This window comes from Pseudochrobactrum sp. B5 (assembly GCF_001939785.1).
Taxonomy (GTDB): domain Bacteria; phylum Pseudomonadota; class Alphaproteobacteria; order Rhizobiales; family Rhizobiaceae; genus Pseudochrobactrum; species Pseudochrobactrum saccharolyticum.
Genome location: NZ_MOYL01000001.1, coordinates 325667 through 347677, shown reverse-complemented (window position 1 = coordinate 347677; position 22011 = coordinate 325667). Strand labels below are relative to the sequence as shown.

The following is a 22011-nucleotide window of genomic DNA, read 5'->3' as shown; positions in this document are numbered from 1 at the left end:
TCATCTGTTATTCAAATACAATCTTCGGTGCTGTGCGGGATGAACCGCCGCTCACCTGCGCCCAGGCTTTTTCGGCAATTTCACGATAAATTTGCGCATGCGGGCTGTCCGGCTCTTTCACCGTGATCGGCATACCCGCATCGGACAATTCGCGGATTTGCATATCCAGCGGCACTGCGCCGAGGAAAGGTACATTGAGCCGCTCAGCTTCGCGCTGCGCTCCGCCATGACCGAAAATATCATAACGCTTGCCGGTATCCGGCGCGATGAAATAGCTCATATTCTCAACAATACCGAGCAGCGGCACATTAACTTTGGCAAACATATTCAGCCCCTTACGGGCATCGATCAGCGCCAGATCCTGCGGCGTGGAAACGATCACCGCACCGGCCAGCGGCACCTGCTGCGCCATGGTCAGCTGGGCATCGCCGGTGCCCGGAGGCATATCGACAACCATCACATCGAGATTGCCCCACTCCACTTCACGCATCATCTGATTGAGCGCCGACATCACCATCGGGCCGCGCCAGATCATCGGGGTTTCTTCTTCCACCAGAAAGCCCATCGACATGACTTTGAGGCCGTAATTGCTCATCGGCTTCATGATGCGGCCATTGACCGTTTCCGGACGACCGGAAATACCGAGAAGGCGCGGCATTGACGGCCCGTAAATATCGGCATCAAGAATACCGACTTTCAGCCCCAGTGCCTGAAGCCCGAGCGCAATATTCACCGAAGTCGTGGATTTACCGACACCACCTTTGCCGGAAGCCACGGCGATAATCTTGCCAACACCCGGAATACCCGGCTTTGCCTGCGGCTGCGGTGCTGCATGAGTATGCGCAGCCGGACGCACCTGAGCAGCGGGCTGAGGGCGGCTTGGCGGAGGCGCATCATCGCTGGTACGGCCGCCTTTGCGTTCGGCGGTCAGAGTGACCAGCGCACCGGCAACCCCCGGAATCTCTTTCACCAGTTTTTCCGCCCGCAGACGCAGCGGTTCCATCGCCTGCGCACGGTCAGACGGCACGGTAATGGAGAAAAACACTTTATTATCAGCGATAAAAATATCGGACACCAGTCCGAGGCTGACAATATCACCTTCGAAATCCGGTCCCGTGACCTGTTTCAGCTGAGCCAGCACCACATCTTTGGTGACCTGTGACATGCCTCATACCCCGTCGAATAATCTGTTCACCATTGCCGGCACAGTATTTTATCCTGCGACCGGCATTTCATTCATCATCGTTAAATGATTTTGTGTCTGAGAGAAAGTTATCTTCACCCCTTTCCGCGCAAACCTCTGTGACATCGTGAGGCAGAGGGAGATCCGGCATCATTATTACAGAGGAAAGCTCTTTCCTTCCGCAAAGCACCGCGCTAAAAAGCGGAAAGCGCAGTTATATATAGTTCAGGGTGATGGTTCAGACACACAAAAACAAGCTGGTTTTAATACGCATCCTGTGCGTATTGGCGCTTGTTTTGCTGTCTTTTGCCCATAGACCAGTGGATGTCAGCGCCCCCCTGCTGCAAATGACCACCAAAAGCGGCACCTCCGCTGAACCGGTTTTCATCCGTTATGAAACAATGCCCGATGGCAGTATTGTTTCGATCTGCGTTTCCGAAAACAGCGCCGCCTCTGACCGGCATCATAAAAATCATAATATGATGGTTGATTGCGAGGCCTGCCGTATCTCGGCGGCCTTTGCACTGGTTACACCACCTGCAGCCGGTGGTCCGGTTGTTGCCAAAGATACAGGCAACAGCGTCAGACGCACGGCCAAAGTTCTGCCCCGCTCCCGACCTTATCCGCCCGCCGCCCCGCCGCAGGCTCCACCTTTCCTTGCCTGATAACAGGTCTGCGCATTCTCACAATGCCGCAGGAAATATCAGTCATGCGCTTTAAGCGCCTTCATGCTTTCTGCCTGCAATTTGCAGCCGGAAAGCAGGATATTCGCAAGGAATAAATTTATGAAAACCATTTTCACACCACTCTGTGTTGCCAGCCTTCTTCTCGGCACTGCCGGTCTGGCACAGGCACATGTGTCACTTGAAACAGCTCAGGCTAATGCAGGAAGCGGCTATAAAGCCGTCCTCAAAATCCCGCATGGCTGTGAAGGTGCCGCGACCACACAGATCAATGTCAAAATTCCGGAAGGTTTCATTGCTGCTCAGCCGCAGATGAAAGCCGGATGGGATATTGAAACTGTTAAATCCGACTACCAGCACAGCTATAAAGTGCACGGTAAAGACGTGAAAAACGGCGTGACCGAAGTGATCTGGAAAGGCGGCAAACTGCCGGGCGATTTCTATGATGAATTCTCGGTTGTCGGCAAACTCGCAGCCTTCGACAAGGATACAACATTGTCCTTCCCGACCGTACAGACCTGCGAAAACGGCAAAACCGAAAACTGGACGGATATCGCAGCAGAAGGCCAGAACCCGCATGATCTGAAAAACCCTGCGCCGCAATTGCTCGTGGCGGCTGCCACAAAACAGGCAAGCCATGACGGCCACGGTGCGCATGGTGGCGATAGCGCTGAGGTGGTAACAGCCGGTGATCTGGAGCTTTCCGAAGCCCATAGCATCGCGACAATCCCGAATGCCCGCGTTGCAGGCGGCTATATTGTCATTACCAATAAGGGCAAAGAAGATGACCGCCTGATTGGCGGCACCACAGATGCAGCCGGAAAAGTCGAAATTCATGAAATGTCGATGAAAGACAATGTCATGAAAATGCGCAAGCTGAGCGAGCCTTTGGCAATTCCTGCCGGTCAGACTGTGAAATTGGCGCCAACCGGCTTCCACATCATGTTTATGGATCTGGCCAAGCCGTTCAAAGAAGGTGAAACAGTCAATGTTGTGCTGGAATTTGAAAAAGCCGGAAAGGTTAATTTACCGTTTCACGTGAATCCATCCAAGGGTTCTTCCGGTAATGCTGGCGGCAAGGCCAATGACCATAGCCATCACTAATTTCTGTTTCTCCGAAACCGTATCGGTTCGGAGATAAAAGACTAAGGCGGAACGCCGGTAATATCGGCGCTTCGCATTGTGATTCTGGAACCGCTCCCTTTTGCCTGTCCTGTTTACAGGCTTCTGCATGAGGCGGGACGTCGCAGAGTTTAAAAATCCGGCCGGAATGTCGTTCAATCCGGCCAGCTGCGACAATCACGCAAAACATATACGGATTCATATAGATAGCATTGCATTTTAGAATAAAACATGAGTAAAATACTCTGGAATTATTCTAAGCTATTGAAATAAGAACACTTTTCTAAATAAATGCTGAAAATTAGATTTGACAACCGACCGTTTTCACCGGCATATTCCCGCTGTCAGAGCTTTCGGGAGGGATACTTCCGGCTCGTGGCAATAAATTCAACCTTTGATGTTTGGGCCTTGAACCCGCTCTATTGGAGGACCTCATGTTTGGTCAGGCACTTTACCGCCCAAGGGCGGTACTATCGTCGCGCCCTCAGCCGCGACGCATATTCATCGCTCCCTCGCGTCCGTTACAGATCGGATGCCGCCCATGAATATGCAGGTCAGAAATCTCTTTGAAACATCCAGTCATTATTTCGAGCGGCAGGCTGAAAAGCTGGTGCTTGAAGGCTATCGCCACTGGACATCCGGCTTCGAAACCGGATCGGTTATTCCGTGGGAAATGGCCTGGACGATTTACACTCAGGAACTCGGCCTCGATAAAGCCAAGCTCGCGCTGGCCGAACTCTCCCATTTCATCCGCACCCTGCATTTTTGTGCAGCTTGTCAGCTCAAGGCCTTTCCTTAAGGTTCGATGCATATCTGCCGTGAAGAATGCCTGCTGATGGGACTGATCTCCGCCTTGCAAAACGGTGACGATACAACCCGTGATGCCTGTCTGGATGCTCTGGTGACCGGCAGCCGTGTCGCGGAAGTTAAAAAAGCCGCGCAGGACTATGCACAGGTCATGGCAGAGCTCGATCAGGTGCTGCTGCCTATCCCTCATTACGCCGTTGCCTGTGTTTTATCACCGGCAGGGCACAAAACCTTTCACTGATATGAAGAGCTGAAACCTCTTTCATAACTTTACCATGATTTTAGCCCAGTGACTGCGAGCGAAGCGCTCCGGATCCGCGGGCAAAACCGACAGGACGAATATTATGAATGCAAAAACTGAAAAGCGCTTGGGTATTATGGCTGCGCTCCTGCTGACCGCAGCAATGTTCGTGGCGCCTAATCCGATCCAGCAACAGCAGAATTTTCATTTTCTCAGCATGACTGAAGAAGCCGTCAAAGATGTACCGGCTCTGATTGTTGTTGCGCAAAACCATCAGACCGGCTCAGCTATCCGCTAACAGCACCCATTTGAACTATCATATTTGATCCTTTTTTTATCACTGTCCTCCCAAGACAGAAAAAAAGCCGCGCTAAAGCATTTTCAGCAAAAGTGGGAACCGGTTTTGCATATGAAAATGCGTAAAATAAATAGCCGGAGCATTTTAAAAATGCTCCGGCTCAGCGCGGCTTTTATTTTCAGATAGTTTTAATCAGGCCTGCACAACAATCGGCGCTTTGCCCTGCACGCGATCATAAAGATCAATAATATCCTGATTCATCAGACGTACGCAGCCGGAAGACATAGCCTGCCCGATCGACCACCATTCCGGATTGCCGTGGATACGATAGCCGGTATCAACGCCGTCACGGAAAATATAAAGCGCGCGCGCACCCAGCGGATTGGCTGGTCCCGGTTCCTGACCGTTACGGTATTTTTCCAGTTCCGGCTGGCGTTTGATCATTTCCGGTGGTGGTGTCCAGCGCGGCCATTGCTTCTTATATTGCACATTGGCGCGGCCTGACCATTCAAAGCCTGCACGTCCAACGCCGATGCCATAACGCATGGCCTCGCCCCCCTGCAGCACCAGATACAAATATCGCTCATTCAGTCGCACAACAATGGTGCCCGGTGCCTCACCGGTCGGATCCGGCACGATCTGTCGGCGGAACTGTTTCGGCACTTTCTCATAAGGAATAGCAGGCAGGGAATAACCATTCTCATGAACAGCCGCATACATCACTTCATTACTGGTAACGCCTTTATCAACGCTGATCTGCGGGCGCATCACACTGCCGGTCGAAGACATATCAATATCCGGCTGAAAAGCCGACATATCCAGCGACTGGGTACAGCCAGCCAGACCAAAGGCACCGGCGCCGGTCAGAAAAATGCGACGGTTCAGAATTTCACCCTGCTTTGCCATGATAAATCCGTATCTTCAAAACCTTTTCAGAGGTCGGATTGTGCGCCCGCATGGTTGAAAAATCATTAAATTCGCCGGATCTTCATTTACCATAAACAATGACCACACATTAAAAATGCAGTAAAAAGCAAAAAACCGGCACAAATTTGTGCCGGTTTTTCAATTCGATCAGTATCCGCATCTCTGCCGGATCAGTAATCTTTTTCGTAGAATACACCCAGACCGGAATCACCATTCGTACCGACAGAGCCTTTGGCTTTGAGATCCCGCGTAATATCCAGATTGATCGTGCCTTTGGTGCCATTGGAACCGCTGGCTTCCACACCGAGATAAATATTATCGCGGATATAGCTGCCTGCGCGAACCGCTGCATTGCCCTTGCTGTCGGTGACAACATCAAGATCATCCAGCCCTACGCCCTGACGCAATGCACCCAGCAGATTGGCGTTTTTACCACCCGCCAGTTCAGCGGCAGCAGCAGCAAGCTGTGCAATCTGGAAAGGAGACAGTTCCGAGATTGAGCGTTTGAAGATCAAACGCGCCAGAACTTCATCCTGCGGCAATTCCGGCTCCGAGGAGAATTTGATATCCGGATTATCCACCGTGCCCTGCACCGTCACCAGCACGATGATATCGCCGCCGTCACTGCGGGCAACGAAATAGAGCTGCGGGTTCATATCCCCGATCAGGGTCACACGGCCTTCATCAAAGGTTACACGCTGGGTCAGAATATCCAGACGGCCACGCAGCAGTTCAAAACCACCGACCGGACGCACATTGGTTACAGGGCCTGTCAGACGGACAGCACCGCCCAGTTCCGTATCCAGACCGCGACCACGCACGAAAATCTGGTTCGGCGCAATCACGCGCACATCCAGTTGCGGCACGGTCGGACGGGATGTCGGCACCGGTGCTGAACCCTTGGCACGGGTTTCCACCTTGGCACGTTGCAACGTCATCAGCACTGAAGCCGGTGTATTAACGTGGCGCACATCAATATTGGCACCGCCGCCGCCAAAACTTTCCGGCACGGTAATTTCCGCGCGTTCAATCTCGATCTTACCGGCAATCAGCGGATCGCGCATCAACGGGCCGGTAATGGTCAGGCCGCCATTAATGGTCGCAACCACCATGGAACCATCCGCATAACGTGCCTTATCAAAATTGATCCGCAGATCAGCAGGGAAATTCTGCGCAGCATTGATCGAAATCGTGCCATCCGCATTGATTGAACCACCGGTCGACAAAGCTGCGCTTGCATTGCGAAGGCGGATTGTCTGACCTTCCATGCTGCCATTGATGGTAATATTATTGAGGCGGATATTGGTTTCCGGATCAACCATCTGCGCGCCGCTTGTCGAGAACATACCGCGGATTTGCGGATTGTCGAAACCACCGCTGACATTAGCGGTCAAAGCCAGTGTACCGGTTGCCTGTGCGCCACGATCCGACAGAAAACGATTGGCAAGCGCCAACGGAATCTGCCCCGTCACATCAATACCCAAACCGCTGCCAGACAAAGGCACACGCCCCTGCGCGGTCACGCTGAGATTTTGCGGACCGTCAACAGACAGCGAGCTGATATTGACGGTCTTATCACCATAACGACCGGCAGCTTTCAGATTCAAAGGCGCAAGCCCGTTCTCAGCCAGCGGTTTGGCGCTCAGCGCGCGTCCGTTCAGATTGAACTCGGCGGCAGGATTGGTCAGAGCGCCGGTGACTTTTGCAGTGCCGGTAACATTACCGCCCAGATTCTGATCCTTCACCACGCCATTGAGCAGAGCCAGCGGCAGATTGGCCAGCTCGACATTCACATCCAGCGCACCGGCAGATTTATCCGTGCCCAGCGGCACAAAACCATTCACGCGGCTATCAAGACCATTACCGCCGGTAATCCGGCTGTCCACTTTCAGACGGTTCTGGCTCGACGTGCCTTTAGCTGTCGCATTCAAGGCGCCAATACCAAGTTCACGCGTCTGGCGGGCAATCACATCACGCGCATTGATGTCAAAACTGACATCAGGCTGGTTGCGCGAACCGGTAACCTTAGCCTGACCATTGATCAGACCGCCAAGTCCCAAATCCGGCTGGATGCTGTTTGCCACATTCAGCGGCAGATTATCCAGCTTCACATCCAGATTGAAGCGATCAGCCAAAGCACCATTAAGGCTCAGACGACCTTCTCCCACCTGCATGATGATATTGTTAAAGGTAACATCACTGCCTTTCAGCGCCAGAGATGCCGGTTGCGCCAGTCTGGTCAGCATTGAGCCCTGACGCAGCTCCGCATCTGAAAGCGACAGCAATAAACCGCCGTCCTGCGGCTCCAATGCGCCGTTGACTTTAACTTTGCTGCCGATTTTCAGATCAGTCGCAGCCTGAAAAACCGTTTTGCTGCCTTCAGACTGAGCCGTTGCATCAACCGTATTGATTTCGAATGTGCCGGCGCGGATGGACTGTGCTTTCACAGTGCCGTCAAGAACAGGAACATTAAACAGGTCGGCAAGCGTCGCATTAATATCCGCCTGCCCGATCACATTGCCTTCAACATTCAGATTACGGATATCTGCTTTGACCGCAGCATTCTGGCGGTCATTTTCATAAGACAGATCAATATCCGCATTGATGCTACCGGTTGCCTTGGCAAGGAAAAGAGCGGCTGCAGTTGAGACATCCGGCGCATCCACTTTCAAACGACCGGCGAGCAGGTTTTTGTCCGCAATATTCAGATCACCGCTGACGCGGGTGCCGCCTGCAACAAAATTCAGGTCGTTCAGGCGTTTGCCCTGCTCGTCCAGCGCAATTTTACCGGCAAGATCGAGTTTTTCACCGCTTAAGAAGCCACTGCCGCTGAAACCACCGCTCAAAGACGGAGCAAGCTTCGGATCAGAACCGTCAAGCACAGCATTGAAGTCGAGCAGACCATCATTCAGCTTGCGCCCTTCCAGCGAACCGGAAGGCACAGATGCGCGGGCAGCCAGAGCAATCCGGTTTTCTGTTCCGCGTGCACTGGCTTTCAGCGACAATGGTCCCGTTGCCTTGTCGGACAGATCGGCAATGTCACCAATCTCAACGCCCAGATCGAAATCGGCATCTTTGCTGGAGAATGAGCCATTGGCAGTGATTGCATTTGCATCATTACCAATACGGAAACCACGGGCGGAAAAACCGTTTTCAGAACGCGCCAGACCACCGCTCAAAGTGGAGCGGCCATTGATAATACGGTCAGCAATATCCTCACCGGTTTTGATATTCTCTGCTGTGCCATCCAGCGTCAGGTCAAACCCGCCAGTGAGAAGCGCAACAGTACCGGTTGCTTTCAGATCAAGACTGCCGGCAAGCGAACGGTCTGCCAGTGCCGAAAACGGCATGAGGCTGTTTGCCTGTAAAACAATGTCACCGGTATAAATGAATTTATCGATTGCACCCTTTAAGGCAGCGCTCAGACCGTTACCGGTGAGCTGCAGTTTTTCAAGCTGCACAGGAGAACCGGCACGCCATTGCCCCGATACGGCCAGATCAAAACGATCCCCCAGCGCCTGCGCAACCTCAGGCTGCCTGGCATTAATTCCCGTTACATTCCCTGTAATATTGAAACCGACATGGCGGTTTTGTGCGTCCTGCAGATTTTCTGCTGCGCCGCCCATATCCAGCACAGTCTGCTGTGCGGAGAAATCACCGGCCTGCAGACCTTCAACCAGCAGCTTGCCTGTCCAGTCTGCGGATTGGCGGTCGCCGTAATCCAGTGTCAGACGCGCAGACGCCAGAGAGGTCTGGCCGCCGCTGACCGGCAGAAGCACACGGCCTTTTTCCCGATCTGCAATCAGCGCATCAAGGGTCAGACGTGTCAGAAAGCCGTCATTGGCGGTTTCGGCCTTGGCCTGTACCTGCAGAGCGGCATTGGAAAGGTTGAAATTATCCAGACGGAAACCACCGCCATCCTTGATAAAACCATTGGCTGCAAGGCTTGAGGTTGCGCCAAAGAAATCACGGAATTTTTCCGGAATGAGTGCAGCAATCGGACCTTTGACATCCGCATTAAACACGCGGCCGGTAACAGTGCCGTCCGCATTGCGGTTCAGGGTCAGAAGTCCGGTCAGAATGCGCTGGTTGTCCGCATCAAGCGTCAGGTCAACTTTCAGATCATCAAGCTTGCCTGCGCCGGTCAGAGCCAGCTCAACAGGCGGTTTGCCTGCAATATTCAGAAGATTGGCGGCAATACCATTGGCAGGCTCGGAAAGACGCATATCCAGATCAAGCTTCTGATCGGCATTGGCGTAATTGGCTTTCAGCTTCATCGTGCCGCCCGGACCATCCAGACGCTGCATGTCAAACAGCGACTCCAGCGAACCGTCCTGAAGGGTCAGATTGCCTTTCAGTGCCACTTCCGATGCCAGACCAAAAACCGGCTGGCCGAATTTCAGGCGTTCAATATTCAGCTCACCCAGCAAAACCGCCAGCGGCAGTTCCGGCAAAGCAAAGCCACCGGCTTCCGGTGACGGCAGTCCCTCATCCGGTAAAGGTGTGCGGATAAACTCAACTTCCTTGGCCGAGAGTGTATCCACGCTCAGACGACCACGCAGAAGTGCCAGACGACTCCAGACAAGCTGGGCATCTTTAATGCGCAGCCAGATACCTTCGCGGTCAGCAACCGTGATAGCGCCGACTTTTGCCTCAGACGACAAAACGCCTTCAATACCGGTAATGCTGATCTTGCGGTTCGGGCCCGACAGTTTTTCTTCAACAAAAGACAGGAAATAGGACTTTTCTTCTTCAGCTTGCCTGTCGGAAACAGGATTGTCCGCCTGCGCCGTCTGCGTGCCTGAACCCGCAGGATTGCTCTGGCCGGTAGCAGGCGTCGTTACGCTGTCCGCCCCCTGAGGCAGCAACGATGCCCCGATATAAATACCGAGCGGCAGAATGATAAAGAAAGTGGCTACGAAAGCGAGAAAACGGTTCAAAACGCCTGTCCTATGCCGACATAGAATGCAAAACTTGAGTCACCTGCCTTGCGGTTAAGCGGCACGGCAACATCGAAACGGATCGGTCCGAGACTGGTATCATAACGCAAGCCCGCACCTGCCCCCAAACGCAGATTCTCCGCAAAATCAGGGTAGGATTCCTCCCCGACATATCCTCCGTCTACAAACCCGACCACACCGATACTATCGGTAACTTTTGTACGAACCTCGCCCGACATTTCCATCAACGAACGTCCGCCGATCACCACATCCCCCGGCTTATTCACCCCGATGCTGCGATAAGCATAACCACGGACAGAACCGCCGCCACCGGCAAAGAAGACTTTATCCGGCGGCAGATCGCTCATATCGGCACCGACAATCGACCCGACTTTAACACGACCGGCCAGCACAACGCGTTTATCTTCACCAAAGCCGTAATAGCCACGGCCTTCTGCGGTAAATTTGGTCGAGAAACTGCCGTTTTTGAGCTCGTAAAACGGCTCAACCACGCCCTCGGCATAATAACCGGAAGTAGCATTGGTCTTGTTATCGCGCTTATCCAGCAGAATACCGCCCAGCATCCCCACGGTGAAGAACTGGCGTTTGCCGTAATAATCATCATCAAACTGCGCACGAGACACATTGGCAAACAAACGTCCGCTCAGATCTTCATTGAAGATATGCGTAAAACCTGCCTGTCCGCCGACCGATGTCTCGGTATAATTATCCAGAACCTCACGCTTACCGGTCAGAGACGAAACGAAATCCGTATCCGGTGTGAACACGCCCGGTTTGGTGAAGGATGTACCCAGCACATAGGTGAAGTTTTTCGGATCATAGGAATTATCCTGCGAACCGCCGATACCGCTGACCTTGGCATCAAAGCGCAGACGCTCCGCCTTACCGAACAGATTGCGATGCATCCAGAAGGCTTCTACCCCTGCACCGTCCAGCGTGGAATAACTCGCACCAAGACCGAAGCGGCGCGGTTTACGTTCCTGCACGATCAGATCCATCGGCAGAATACCGTCGCGGTTGATTTCCTGTGCTTCCTGAATAGATGTTGAGCGGAAAACATCCAGCCGCGCCAAACGGCGGCGTGCACGCTCAATATCATCCGGATCATATTCCTGACCCGGTTTCAGATCTGTCATATAGGCAACGAATTCCGGATCCATGCGGGCTGTGCCCTGCACTTTGACAGGACCGTAATGGGCAACACGTCCCGGTTCCAGCGTGATATCCGCATTCAGCACATTGCCTTCATGATCGGCAACAATATCCTCACGCGTAACTTTCGCCTTGGCATAGCCCTGCTGGCGCCATGCCTCAACAGCAAGACTCTCTGCTTTCAGAATTGTACCGGATTTGGCAATTTCACCGCTTTTGAAACCGGCCTTTTCAGGCGACTGCACCTGATCGCGGCGGTCATCTGTCGGCGGCGCAAGTTCATTAATGCTGGCGCGGGCAAACAGGAATTGCGGGCCCGGATCAACATTGATGACAATTTTGGATGTATCCGGCAATTGTGTATCCGGCGGCAGGTTTGCAGCTTCGCGGCCATCAACCAGAATACTGATGGTGCCGCCATAACGACCTTCACCATAAAGTGCCATCAGAATACGACGGTAATCACCACGTGCTTTGGCCAGCAGTCCGCCGGAGCCGGAAGCCGCTTTTTCTTCATCAGCCACAAGCCGTGAAGCGCCTTTAACCAGCTCTTCCACATCGGCTGCCGTGCCGTCTTTATTGGTGCGGGTGCCGCCGGAAGTGACTTCAACGCTGTAGCGTTTTGGTTCGGCAATGACATCATCGGCTTCTTCAGCCTTGTCTTTACCCCAAAGTTTAATGCCAAAGAGCTCAAAAGCATGCGCAGGCGATGCCGCCATAACCGGCAGCAGCGCAGTGAACAGCAGGAGGGTGCTGACTTTACGGATTGGAGCTCTCCTTAATTTATTACCTGCATATCATCCCATTCAACGGGGTCAATACGCATATTCCTCGGCATAGCCCGCTCCACCCATCGCGCGATGCCTAACAATCAAACTAGCGGAGAGTATAATCCAAAAGCTTACACTGCTTTTTTAAAATTTATGCTTAATAAAATATTAATTTGTATTTTCCTTTACCTAAAGAAAAACTTAATTTGTGGCTTTCAATCAAATATAAATTTTGAATATTTAATCTTAAGAAAGAAACAAAAACGAAAATCACAGAGGCATAAAGCCGTAAAATATTGAAAATATTTGTCTTTTAAAAATACAGCCGCACAGGGCAATTTAAAACCGACATGAAAGATTGTTCCGGAAAGCATTTGTCATACGGATTGCAACACGTTCCAAGAAAATGCGCATTGGTTAAAATACAGCCACCTCCCTTAAAGAGTCCTGCCACGGAACCACGTTTTCCATAACAGGGAATCGCCTTGCAGAATCTGCCTTATCAGATCCTATCTGCGCCATCCTCCGCGCGGAAAATGCACAGGCCCCACACCCCATCGGGGGCTCCAGCCCTGCCGGCCAAAAGGACGAGGATTATAGCGTGGCCCATAAGGCCGGTAGCCCGGACGATACCAAGGCCGGTAATAAGGCGGGTGCCAGCCCGTGTAATAAGGTTGATAATACGGGGCATAAAACGGATCATCATAAAAACCTGATCCGATATTCAGCCCGAAAGTGACTTGCGGCTGCGTATTATAGACCGGTGCAGCATTATAGCCCTGATAGGATTGAGATAAATAACGGCCACTTATCCAACCTATCCCCCAGCTGCTTCTGATATGACACCAGCTGCCGCGGCAACTCTCAATATGCACCGCCGCACCGCGCGGCAAAGCTGCAATCCGCGTATAGTTTGTGCCCGGCCCCTGCCGTAAATTGACAGTACCCGAAACAGTAGCGACCTGCGCCTGCACAATGCCGGTTCCTACCAGCAGCATTAGCCCTGAAATTATTGAAATAATCTTCATCGAAATCACCAAGTTAAAATTGAAAAAATTTAAATGAATGCAAATTTTAAATGACGCGCTTTGAGAAGATCAAAATTATGAAAGAATAAGGACTGTAATTTGAGACAGGTTACCAATGCATCTCAATATAAAATGCATAAAAAACGGCGCTGCCAAAGCAGCGCCGTTCATTGTTATTCAGGTAAGTGAGACAAGCTCACCCATATTGCACCTTATGGCAGCGCGCGTGCGGCCTCAGGGCTGACTTCCATCATATTGATGGCCAGATGGTTCATGATCCACAGCGAGCCGATCAGAACAATCGCCAAAATCAGCACGGTGAAGAGCAGAGCCAGCAATGTCCAGCCGCCCTCGGATTTGGAATCCATGTGCAGGAAGTAAACCAGATGAACAATCATCTGTACCGCACCGAAAACCATAATAATGGCAACGGTTGTGGTGGTGTCAAAATACTGTCCCATCACCACGCCGAAAGGAACGGCTGTGAGGATGACGGCCAGAATGAAACCGATGATATAATTCTTGGTTTCGCTGGCTGATGCTTCAGTTTTATGCGCGGAACTCATGCCTGAACTCCCATCAGATAAACAATCGAGAATACACCGATCCAGACAACATCAAGGAAGTGCCAGAACAGGCTGAGGCACATCAGACGGGTCTGGTTGGCTTCTGTCAGACCGGAACGCAGAACCTGCGCGACCAGAACCAGAATCCAGATCAGACCAAACAGAATGTGCAGACCGTGCGTACCGACCAATACGAAGAAGGCGGACAGGAATGCAGAACGGCCAGGACCGGCACCGATTTCGATCAGGTGATGGAATTCATAGATTTCCATCGCCAGAAAGGCTGCGCCGAGCAGGAATGTCACGGCAATCCAGCCAAGCATGGCGGATTGTTTTTTACGTGACATCGCGATCATCGCGAAGCCATAGGTCAGGCTGGAGAACAGCAGCAGAGCGGTTTCCACAGCAATGAAATTCAGATCGAACAGTTCCCAGCCGGTCGGTCCTCCCGCGTATGAACGCGAGAGAACTGCAAAGGTGGCAAACAGACCCGAGAAGATGACACAGTCACTCATCAGGTAGATCCAGAAGCCGATCAGTGTCGTGCCGCGGGAATCGTGGTGCTCGTGATCGTCGTCATGCCCGTGGGCGTGATCGTTAGCGTGCGTTACAGCGGCACTCATGGCTTAACTCCCAAAGACTGCAGCTTGAGCGTATGCTCATCTTCGATGCGCTGCACTTCTTCCGCAGTGACATAGTAGTCGCGGTTATTGTTGAAAGAATGGATGATGCTGATCGCGATGATGGCCAGAGTAGCCGCAATCGCCAGCCACCAGATATGCCATACACCGGCAAAACCAAGCGCGATACAAACCATACCGATGATGAAACCGGTGCCGGTATTACGCGGCATATGAATTGGCTTGAACTTGTCGGTTTTACGCTTCACGCCACGCTTCTTCATATCCCAGTAAGCATCAACATCCTGAACACGCGGTGTTTCAGAGAAGTTGTAGAACGGAGCAGGAGAAGCCACAGACCATTCCAGCGTACGGCCGTTTTCCCACGGATCACCGGTGTGGTCACGCAGTGCTTCGCGGTTGCGGATGGACACCAGAACCTGAATGATCTGACAGGCAATACCAACCAGAATGATTGCAGCACCGATAGCGGCAATAATCAGGTAAATCTGCCATGCCGGATTTTCAGTGTGGTTGATACGGCGGGTCATACCCATGAAGCCCAGAATATAGAGCGGCATGAAGGCAAGAATGAAACCGGTCAGCCAGCACCAGAATGCGCGTTTGCCCCAGGTTTCATCGAGACGGAAACCGAATGCTTTCGGGAACCAGTAGATGAAGCCGGCAAAACAACCGAACAGCACGCCGGAGATAATCACGTTATGGAAATGCGCGATCAGGAATACGGAATTGTGCAGTACAAAGTCCGCAGGCGGAATTGCAAGCATAACGCCGGTCATACCACCGACCACAAAGGTACACATGAAGCCGACAGTCCACAGAACCGGCGTTTCCATACGCACGCGGCCTTTATACATCGTGAACAGCCAGTTGAAGATTTTCGCCCCTGTCGGGATCGAAATAATCATTGTCGCCACGCCGAAGAAGGCGTTAACGGAGGCACCGCCACCCATTGTAAAGAAGTGGTGAGCCCAGACGAGGAAGGCCAGAACGGTAATGGCAACGGTCGCATAGACCATTGAAGTATAACCGAACAGACGCTTGGCAGAGAAAGTCGCGATAACTTCCGAGAACACACCAAAGCAAGGCAGAACCAGAATATAAACTTCCGGGTGACCCCAGATCCAGATGAGGTTGATATACATCATCGGATTGCCACCGAAATCATTGGTGAAGAAATGCATACCAAGATAACGGTCAAGCTGCAGGAGCGACAGGGTTACAGTCAGGATAGGGAACGCTGCAACGATCAGAATGTTCGAGCAGAGGGCAGTCCATGTGAAAACCGGAACCTGCATCATTGTCATGCCGGGAGCGCGCATTTTGATGATGGTTGCGATAAGGTTCACACCGGAGAGCAGCGTACCCATACCGGAAATCTGCAAAGCCCAGAGGTAATAATCAACACCGACACCGGGGCTGTATTCCAGACCGGACAGCGGCGGATAAGCCAGCCAGCCTGTACGGGCGAATTCACCGACGCCGAGCGAGATGTTTACCAGAATAGCACCGGCAACAGTCAGCCAGAAGCTCAGGGAGTTCAGGTAAGGGAACGCAACGTCGCGGGCACCGATCTGCAGCGGAACTGCAAAGTTCATCAGACCAACGATAAACGGCATCGCCACGAAGAAGATCATGATCACGCCATGGGCAGTGAAGATCTGGTCATAGTGGTGCGGAGGCAGGAAGCCTTCATTGGCGCCGGAGGCCATAGCCTGCTGGGCGCGCATCATCACGGCATCGGAGAAGCCGCGGAACAGCATCACCAGCGCCAGAATGATATACATGATACCAACGCGCTTATGATCGACAGTTGTCAGCCAGTCACGCCACAATACGCCCCATTTACCGAAATAGGTAATGGCTGCGAACAGAGACAAACCGCCGAGTACAACGGCACTTAAAGTGACCACAAGTATCGGTTCGTGAAGCGGAATATCCGCCAGGGTAAGTTTTCCGAACATTTCTCTACACTTTTAATGGCAAAACCATTGGCCATAATCTGCCAATGGTCTGCCTGCCTAAAGTCACGAAATCCCGTCAGTTAGACGCAGGTTCCGCAGGCGATTCTTTTTTCACAGAGGATGTGATGAATGGTGAAAGCTTCTGTACGCTGCCGCCGCCATGGCTGACACACGGGGTCTTGCCATCCACACAACGACCGATAACAGCACTGAACAGACCAGGCTCAGTTGAGGCATAATGCGTAACCGGATGCTTCTCTGTCGGCTGATCCAGCTCGATATAACCGGCACGGTTCAGTGCTTTGTCAGAGGTGCGAACTTCGGAAACCCATTTTTCAAAGTCGGCTTCGTTTTTCACATGGGTTGTGAAACGCATCTGCGCAAAACCGTCACCGCTATAGTTCGCGGAGATACCTTCATAAGCACCGATTTCATTGCCGATGAGGTGCAGCTTGGTCTGCATGCCAGGCATTGCATAAACCTGACCGCCCAGAGCCGGAATGAAGAAGGAGTTCATCGTGTGACCGGAAGTGATGCGGAAGTTCAGCGGACGATCAACCGGTACGACCAATTCATTCACCGAGGCAATCCCCTGCTCCGGATAGATGAACAGCCATTTCCAGTTCATAGCCACAACTTCAACCTGAACCGGCTTTGCCGCATGTTCCAGCGGGCGGTACGGATCGAGCTCATGGGTCTTAATCCAGGTCACATAACCAAGAATGAGAATGACGATGCACGGAATAATCCAGACAGCGGCTTCAATCTTGTTTGAGTGATGCCAGTCCGGCAGATATTCATTATCTTTGTTGGCGCGATATTTATTCGCGAAATACAAGGTCGCGATAATGACCGGCACAACAATCAGCGACATGATGACTGTCGCGAAAACAATCAGGTCGCGTTCTTTAATGCCGACTTCGCCTTTAGGAAACAGCACAACCTGCTGACACCCTGCCAGTATAGCCGTCAGCATCAGAACCGCACCGATACCTGCCGACCGGAATAATCTGTGTTTCATTTAATTTTTCCGTCTTGAATGCGCCCGGGACAGGCCACATATCAACATTCACCAAGATATTTCAGGCTCATGAATAAGCTCAAAAACATCTTAACTGCTTTGAAATGCTGTATTATTTCTTATCTGACATTGTTTCAGACTAAGAAGAACATACAGTAGTTTCGGTAAATTCTGAAATTCATAAACAAAAAAGCGCCGTATTTCAACACCGACGCCTATACGCACATATTTCAGAAAACCCGGCCGGAGCAATTTCATCTCTTAGAAAAGATAAAAGCTGCTCCCATCAGACCGGAATATCGAATGTCTGAACCCATAATTGACGGGCATATCAGACCGATTCATTCCGGCATCCAGAACTTTTGCGGTTTCTATAAGCAGGAAAGCATCTAACAGCAAGATGAATCTCGGTCACGTTTCCGCGTCTGGAGCAAAAACTATCCGGCAGGCATAAGACGGCACATGAAACAGGGAAATCAGGAAACAGCTGCAAAGGTCCAAAGCATTTCACAGTCAGGCGGGCTCAGCTTGACGGCAGTGATAATGCGACCAAATAAAGAATCCAGAGCATGTCACGGAAAAGCGGGCACCGGTTTTCCGATAACGACATGCGTAAAAACAAGGAGACAGAGCGAGCGATATGATGCAATCCGGACATCAACCGCTCTAGGCAAAAAAGCTTTAGAAAATGAAAAAGGCCGGGATGTCCCGACCTTCCATGAAACGCCTCAACCAATGCCAGTACATCCGTGGTCAATAGTCAGGCGAATTTCTTAAACTTTATTTATGTATAGGCCCCGATTATTTCAAGAGCATGACAGATTTACGTTATCTTTGTGTCATCTATCTTGCTTTTGCATCCTGCTGCTCCGGCATAAGCACAGCCTGACAGCCGGATTATGCTACGGCGCGATCCTGATACAGTTCCTGTTCTCTTTCCTCTTCCTGCGCAATATAGGCATAAACCTCATCCATACATTGCTGCAGCATATCGAGATCAACAGGCCCCATGCGGCTGAGATAAATATCCATCTCGGAAGCAGGCACACCACGCTTAATCATTTCGACAATCGCCTGTACGACTATGGTTTTCTGATCAAATCTGTAGCGCTGCATACCCCACCTCACGCATCTCAGGGTTCTCCTCCCCTTTATGCACCCATATGGTTAATATGACGTGAAGATGGCGCATTTAACAACAGCAAATAACTGTCATTTTTTAACAAGATCTCCGCAAAATGATATTTCTGCGCAATAAAAATGACCTGCATTACATTATAAAATTATAACTTACATATATCTAATAGCTTAAAAACAAAAACTGCCCGCCGGTATATTTTCCGGCAGGCAGTATTCATATTTCTATTTGCTGAAAGACAGCAGATCAGCCTAACGGATTACATACCGTCATTCTGGCCGATGATCTCGCGCTTACCGACATGATTGGCAGCGCCGACAAGACCTTCCTGCTCCATACGCTCCACCAGAGATGCGGCACGGTTATAACCGATCGACAGGCGGCGCTGGATATAGGATGTCGAGCATTTCTTATCCCGCAGCACCACTTTGACAGCCTTTTCGTAGAGATCATCACCGTCATCGGATGCCATATCGCTCTTATCAAAGACCGCACTGTCATCTTCAACCGCTTCCGTGTCTTCTTCATCAGCAGTTACGGTTGCCAGATAATCAGGACGCCCCTGTTCTTTCAGGTGATTGACGACCTTTTCGACTTCCTCATCCGATACGAAAGGACCATGGACGCGGACAATGCGACCGCCACCGGCCATATGCAGCATATCGCCCTGACCAAGCAGTTGCTCAGCACCCTGCTCACCGAGAATGGTACGGCTGTCAATCTTCGACGTCACCTGGAAGGAAATACGGGTCGGGAAATTCGCCTTGATCGTGCCGGTGATCACATCAACAGAAGGTCGCTGTGTCGCCATGATCAGGTGAATACCGGCCGCACGCGCCATCTGCGCCAGACGCTGGATCGCACCTTCGATTTCCTTACCGGCAACCATCATCAGATCGGCCATTTCATCGACAATAACGACGATGTAAGGCATTGGCGTCAGATCCATTTCCTGTTCTTCATACAGGATTTCACCGGTCGCCTTGTCAAAACCTGCCTGAACGGTACAGGTAACAGTCTCACCTTTTTCACGCGCTGCAGCTGCACGGGCATTATAGCCGTCAATATTACGCACACCGAGACGCGACATCTTGCGATAGCGCTCTTCCATTTCGCGCACGGTCCATTTCAGTGCCACGACGGCCTTTTTCGGATCGGTTACGACAGGAGTGAGCAGATGCGGAATACCGTCATAGATCGACAGTTCCAGCATTTTCGGATCGATCATGATCAGGCGGCATTCTTCCGGCTTCAGACGGTAGAGCAATGACAGGATCATGGTGTTGATTGCCACCGACTTACCGGAACCGGTCGTACCGGCAACCAGCAGATGCGGCATCTTTGCAAGCTCGGCAATTACCGGCTCACCGCCGATGGTTTTGCCAAGGCAGAGCGCCAAACGGCAATTGGTGCGCTCGAAAGCAGGCGATTCAATCAGCTCACGGAAATAAACCGTTTCGCGGATCGAATTCGGCAATTCAATACCGATCACATTACGGCCCGGTACCACTGCAACACGGGCAGACAGAGCTGACATGGAACGGGCAATATCATCAGCCAGACCAATTACGCGGGAGGATTTAACACCCGGCGCAGGCTCAAATTCATAGAGTGTAACAACCGGACCCGGACGCACATGGATAATTTCACCACGCACACCGAAATCTTCCAGAATGCTTTCCAGCAAACCAGCGCTGCGTTCCAGCATTTCCTGCGAAATAATCGCACCGTCTTTATAAACAGGCTCCTGCAACAAAGCACGAGGCGGATATTCATAACCTTCACCGGACATTACAGTTCCGGTTTCAATCGCGGTCGGCGAGAAAATCGACAAGTTGATCGAGGCCGACGGATTGCGTGGCGCAGGAGCGGCAGCGAATGTTACCGGTGCAACAGTTGGTGCAACAGGTGCTTCTTCCTGTTCTGCCACAGTTTCCTGCACCAGATCACAATCTTCCACCACAGTTTCAGCAACTGCTTCAGCAATTGTTTCAGCAACTATTTCAGCTGGCATTTCTGCAAGCGGCTCGGCAGCAACGGCCACAGCTTCTTCTGCTACCGGTACGGACACTGCATTCAGCGGCGGCTGCATATTCAATGCCTGTGTGGCAATTGAATAGACCGGCATCTGATAACCGGACAGGCCAAAACTAAAGGATGGCAGGAACGGATTGCTGACAGTCTGTGCAGGCTCCGCCGCAACAGCAACAGTTTCTGCAAGCTCAGCCACGGCTTCCGCAATCGGTGCCGGTGTTTCAGCTTCCATCTCGACTGCGGTTTCCACAACAGTTTCCGCTACGGTTTCAGCAATCTGCGCTTCTTCATGCGCCGGCCGCCATTCAACGGTGCGGAACATGCTCAGAATTGATTTTTCTTCCGCAACGGGTGCCGCTTCCGCGACAGGCATCACGGCTACAGGTGCCAATACAGGTGCAGGCATTTCTGCCGGTTCTGTCACTGTCTCAACAACAGCTTCCGCAGCAGGGGCAATTTCCGGCAATCCGGCAAATTCCCAGAAGGCAAAATCAGACAGATGGCTCAGCTGCAAACCGCCCTGCTCTGTCTCAGCAACCGGAGCAACAGGTTCAGCAAGCACAGGCTGCTGCGGCTCAGGCAGATGCGAAACCACAGCATTGACCACTTCGGCTTCCGGCACGATTGAGACCACCGGTGTCGGCACGGTACCGGCCAGAGGTGTCGCAGCTTCAACATGCGGTGCAACCGGAACAACCGGCAGGCGCAAACGCGCAGCAACAATCATGCTTGAAGGCCCGCGCAAAACCGGCGCAGTACGAACAGGCTGGGCAGTCACAGGAGCGGAGGTGGCAGGCTGCATGACAGGTGTTGCAGCTACTTCTTTCTGCACAGGGGCAGATGGCTGCACTTCTTCTTCCGCACCGAATTCTTCAATCAGCTTGGCGCGCAAACGCTGCAATTCATTTTCAGGTGTGCGGGTAAAACGTACATTCTCGGCCAAAGCAAAAGCATTCTTCCAGACCTTTTCGCCGGAGCCGAATTGCTCACGTACAGACAAGCCCTGATAGGCCACATGCGGATTAGGCACGGTCATCGTCGGATTGGCCGGTTTCGGATGTACCGGAGCAGATACGGCCTGCGGCGCGGCAGGCATAGTTGCTGCAACAGGTTCCTGCGCAGCAGGCTGCGCGACCGCAGTCTGTTCTTCTGCCTTTGCGGATCTGTCCTGATCCATCCAATGCTTAACCGCAAAATTGTTGCTCATCTGCTTACTCCTAGGCGGGTATGACGGGGTAACGGGCACAGGGGCGGCAGTCGATGCTGCCGGTGCGACTTCTGTCACAACCGCCGGAGCATAGCTGAGAGGGGCAACGGAGATTATTTCCGCCACCTCTGATTCTGTAACGACATGTTCCGCTTGCGGCTGTGATACGGGTGCAGGAGCGCCAGAAGCAGATTGTTCCGGCCTCTGTATTTCCTGCGGCTGAGATACCGGTTCACGCATGTCAGCGGAAACCGCAAAGCGGTCAGTC

At 52.1% G+C, this 22011-nt stretch carries 14 protein-coding genes and 1 pseudogene; 4 read left to right on the top strand and 11 right to left on the bottom strand.

The window, feature by feature from the left end:
- Positions 1–7 precede the first annotated feature (7 nt).
- A complete protein-coding gene (locus tag BKD14_RS01650) occupies positions 8–1165 on the bottom strand; it encodes an Mrp/NBP35 family ATP-binding protein (protein WP_075654025.1) in 1158 nt (385 codons plus the stop codon).
- Positions 1166–1416: 251 nt separating this feature from the next.
- Here BKD14_RS01650 and BKD14_RS01645 point away from each other — a divergent pair, with 251 nt between their 5' ends.
- From BKD14_RS01645 to BKD14_RS01630, 4 genes and pseudogenes are all read left to right on the top strand, one after another.
- On the top strand, positions 1417–1848 hold the full coding sequence (locus BKD14_RS01645) for a hypothetical protein (protein WP_075654024.1): 432 nt from the start codon (positions 1417–1419) through the stop codon (positions 1846–1848).
- Between the two features lie 120 nt (positions 1849–1968).
- Complete coding sequence (locus BKD14_RS01640; RefSeq protein WP_075654023.1) at positions 1969–2970, top strand: DUF1775 domain-containing protein; 1002 nt, start codon at positions 1969–1971, stop codon at positions 2968–2970.
- 559 nt (positions 2971–3529) lie between these two features.
- Positions 3530–4036, top strand: a pseudogene (locus BKD14_RS01635) (hypothetical protein).
- Between the two features lie 103 nt (positions 4037–4139).
- Positions 4140–4334: a hypothetical protein gene (locus tag BKD14_RS01630; RefSeq protein WP_022710224.1), complete on the top strand. Its 195-nt coding sequence runs from the start codon at positions 4140–4142 to the stop codon at positions 4332–4334.
- Between the two features lie 192 nt (positions 4335–4526).
- Here the strand turns inward: BKD14_RS01630 and BKD14_RS01625 are convergent, their stop codons facing one another.
- The 10 genes from BKD14_RS01625 to BKD14_RS01580 all read right to left on the bottom strand — a co-directional run bounded on the left by BKD14_RS01625 (position 4527) and on the right by BKD14_RS01580 (position 21743).
- Positions 4527–5240, bottom strand: coding sequence for a L,D-transpeptidase (locus BKD14_RS01625; protein ID WP_022710225.1), 714 nt, complete (start codon positions 5238–5240; stop codon positions 4527–4529).
- Between the two features lie 191 nt (positions 5241–5431).
- Positions 5432–9994 (bottom strand): translocation/assembly module TamB domain-containing protein, encoded by a 4563-nt coding sequence (locus BKD14_RS01620; protein WP_245293572.1) that lies wholly within the window; start codon positions 9992–9994, stop codon positions 5432–5434.
- A gap of 203 nt (positions 9995–10197) precedes the next feature.
- Entirely contained in the window at positions 10198–12093 is a 1896-nt protein-coding gene (locus tag BKD14_RS01615; RefSeq protein ID WP_075654021.1) for an autotransporter assembly complex family protein, read from the bottom strand.
- Between the two features lie 560 nt (positions 12094–12653).
- The gene (locus tag BKD14_RS01610; protein WP_083646742.1) at positions 12654–13172 is read right to left on the bottom strand and encodes an SH3 domain-containing protein; all 519 of its coding nucleotides are present in this window, start codon (positions 13170–13172) and stop codon (positions 12654–12656) included.
- 212 nt (positions 13173–13384) lie between these two features.
- A complete protein-coding gene (gene cyoD / locus BKD14_RS01605; RefSeq protein WP_022710229.1) occupies positions 13385–13738 on the bottom strand; it encodes a cytochrome o ubiquinol oxidase subunit IV in 354 nt (117 codons plus the stop codon).
- Entirely contained in the window at positions 13735–14361 is a 627-nt protein-coding gene (cyoC, locus tag BKD14_RS01600; protein ID WP_022710230.1) for a cytochrome o ubiquinol oxidase subunit III, read from the bottom strand. Before cyoC ends, cyoD begins: the two co-directional genes overlap by 4 nt.
- Positions 14358–16343, bottom strand: coding sequence for a cytochrome o ubiquinol oxidase subunit I (gene cyoB / locus BKD14_RS01595; protein WP_022710231.1), 1986 nt, complete (start codon positions 16341–16343; stop codon positions 14358–14360). Before cyoB ends, cyoC begins: the two co-directional genes overlap by 4 nt.
- Before the next feature lie 76 nt (positions 16344–16419).
- Entirely contained in the window at positions 16420–17364 is a 945-nt protein-coding gene (gene cyoA / locus BKD14_RS01590; RefSeq protein WP_022710232.1) for a ubiquinol oxidase subunit II, read from the bottom strand.
- Positions 17365–18261: 897 nt separating this feature from the next.
- Positions 18262–18480, bottom strand: a complete 219-nt coding sequence (locus BKD14_RS01585; protein WP_022710234.1) for a hypothetical protein — start codon at positions 18478–18480, stop codon at positions 18262–18264.
- A gap of 281 nt (positions 18481–18761) precedes the next feature.
- The gene (locus BKD14_RS01580) at positions 18762–21743 is read right to left on the bottom strand and encodes a DNA translocase FtsK (RefSeq protein WP_245293540.1); all 2982 of its coding nucleotides are present in this window, start codon (positions 21741–21743) and stop codon (positions 18762–18764) included.
- Positions 21744–22011: the final 268 nt, after the last annotated feature.